We start from the raw sequence: 2,524 nt of genomic DNA, 5'->3' as shown, positions 1-2,524 counted from the left end.
ACGAAGTCAGTAACCATACATACGACAAGGCGAAGCTGACGCGGTTTGAAGAGATTTTCGAAGAGTATAAAATTGAATTGCTTATAAAAAGCTCCATACACTGGATGTGTATAGAGCGATGGGGCTTTATTTAATATAGAGTTCTTGATTTTTCAAGACAATTTCACGTACGCTCGCAAATTTCTTAAGTTTTTTAAGTTCTTCTGGATGAGTGACGAGAGTGATAACATAACCTTCCTTGCCCATACGGCCAGTACGGCCAGCACGGTGAGTGTAGGTTTCAATATCTCTAGGAATATCAAAGTTTACGACACATTCTAGGCTATCGATATCAATTCCACGTGCCAGAAGGTCTGTTGCTAGAAGCAGGGTTAGTTGCTTGTCTTTAAACTTTTCTAAGATGACTTTTCTAAATTTGACATTAACATCACTAGCGAGAGAAACAGCCAAGATATCCCGATACTGTAATTTTTCCTCTGCACTTCCAAGGTCTGATAGGCTGTTAAAGAAGACCAGACCGCGGAAATCCTCCACATGAGCTAGTTTTCGTAGCATATCCACTCGGTGACGTTGGTCTACCTGCATATAGAAATGTTGGATGTTATCCAGTTTTTGGTCAGAGAGATCAATGGTACGTGTGTTTGGCGCAATCTTTTCTTGGTCAAACTTAGTCGTGGCACTCATGTAGACCAGTTGGTGGTCACGCGGTGCGTAGTGAGTGATTTTCTCAACAAAGTGAATCTGAGAATCATCTAGCAATTGGTCGAATTCATCCAGGATGATGGTTTCCACATTCATCATCTTGATTTTTTTCAATTTAATGAGTTCAAAGATACGTCCAGGAGTTCCAATCAGAATTTCTGGTCCTTTTTTTAGGCGTTCAATCTGGCGTTTCTGGCTCGAACCTGATAAGAAGAGTTGGGGAGTCAAGCCGATAGTCTCAGCCCACGTTTTACATACATCAAAAATCTGTCCAGCAAGCTCTGTATTTGGTGCTAGAATCAAGAGTTGCTGCGCTTTTTTCTTTTGTAGTCTGAGAAGACTTGGTAGGAGGTAAGCTAGGGTCTTACCGGTTCCTGTTGGACTTACTCCTAGAAGATTTTCTCCTGCAAGAATGGGCTCAAATAGTTGAGTTTGAATGGGGGTAAATTCTTGGAAACCGAGTTGGTCACTTAGTTCTTGCCATTCAGTAGGTAGTTTGCTTTTCATTTTTCTGCCTCAAATCTAATGCCAGCAGTCTGGCGCATGGTATATAGTAGCTCATGAACAGAGCCTGCATCATCCAGCCAAGTCTGGTAAAGTGTCTGGTCTGGTTGCTGAATCATGTGTGCAAATGCAGTGACTTCCTCAGTCATCGTATGAGGAGCCTGTTGAATAGGGAGCTGGACTTGATTGCCTTGGTGGTCGGTAAAAATAGCTGAGCGAATATGCTCAATCGTGTTGAGGGTCAAGGTTCCATTTGTTGTGTAAATTTCGCAAGGAAGATTGGAAGTGATGTTTTTCCCAGCCTTGATATGAACTTGAAAGTCAGGGTAGAAGAGGATACCGTCTCCATTTAGGTCCATGCTATTGTCAAGCTGTTGAGCCATGTAGGTTGCGTCCTCAGCCTTTCCAAAGAGACGAACGGCAGCGTAGAGAGGATAAATCCCCAAATCCATAAGTGCTCCACCAGCAAAACGCTCTGAAAAGACATTGGGCGTATGCCCAGCCAACAAGTTAGGCATTTTGGAAGAATATTTGGCATAGTTGAAATCTGCCCCCAAAATTTGTTTGTCTGCTAAAAAGTTTTTGATGATAGTGAAAGCTTTTTCATGGTAATTACGAGCTGCTTCAAAGATAAAACAGTGATTTTTTTCAGCTGTTTGAACCAAATCCGGCCAGTCTTGTGGCTGAGTGACAGCTGGCTTTTCAAGAATGACATGTTTACCTGCAGACAAGGCAGCCTTTGCCTGAGCAAAATGCAAGGAGTTTGGACTGGCAATATAGACTACATCGAAGGAGCTCTTGAAGAAGTCTTCTAATTGATCAAATAGTTGGATATCCTGATAGCGAGAAGCAAAGGTTGCTGCGGTTTCAAGTTTCCTAGAATAGACTGCGACCAGCTGGTATTTCCCACTAGCATGGGCTGCTTCTATGAAGTGGTGGCTGATATCGCCAGTGCCAATGATACCTAATTTAAGCATAAATACTCCTTTTCTGATTTTAAATCCTTCTTTTATTATAACATAGATAGACGGGACTATCCAACAGAGGGGAAAAATTTCAAATAAGCGATTAGCTTTCTTCTGAAGAAAAGCTTTCTTTTACGAATAAATAGATAGAAGCATCAAATCTAGCAAATTAGATTAAAAAATGTGCTATAATAGAAGGAGGAGAAGGATGATTCTAAGACATCCGGGCATTAGCCCGACCAACGACTTGGTTGCTAAGAAAATTTTTAGCAATCCAGAAATCACTTGTCAATTTATTCGCGATATGCTGGACTTGCCAGCAAAAAATGTGACGATTTTGGAGGGAAGTAACA

General features: G+C 41.5%; 2 protein-coding genes. Both read right to left on the bottom strand.

Translation table 11 applies throughout. From position 1 onward, the window contains the following. Nucleotides 1–126 precede the first annotated feature (126 nt). Nucleotides 127–1,209 (bottom strand): DEAD/DEAH box helicase, encoded by a 1,083-nt coding sequence (locus HT678_RS11160; protein WP_000837546.1) that lies wholly within the window; start codon nt 1,207–1,209, stop codon nt 127–129. Beyond that, on the bottom strand, nt 1,206–2,183 hold the full coding sequence (locus HT678_RS11155) for a Gfo/Idh/MocA family oxidoreductase (protein ID WP_000915857.1): 978 nt from the start codon (nt 2,181–2,183) through the stop codon (nt 1,206–1,208). Before HT678_RS11155 ends, HT678_RS11160 begins: the two co-directional genes overlap by 4 nt. Nucleotides 2,184–2,524 lie beyond the last annotated feature (341 nt).

The organism is Streptococcus sp. 3167 (assembly GCF_013277175.1).
In the GTDB taxonomy this organism is placed as follows: domain Bacteria; phylum Bacillota; class Bacilli; order Lactobacillales; family Streptococcaceae; genus Streptococcus; species Streptococcus pseudopneumoniae.
This window is presented reverse-complemented; position numbering and strand designations above follow the sequence as displayed.

Excerpts from the sequence above, each read along its gene's own strand:
- HT678_RS11155 (WP_000915857.1), bottom strand. The coding sequence starts at position 2,183 with ATGCTTAAATTAGGTATCATTGGCACTGGCGATATCAGCCACCACTTC.
- HT678_RS11160 (WP_000837546.1), bottom strand. The coding sequence starts at position 1,209 with ATGAAAAGCAAACTACCTACTGAATGGCAAGAACTAAGTGACCAACTC.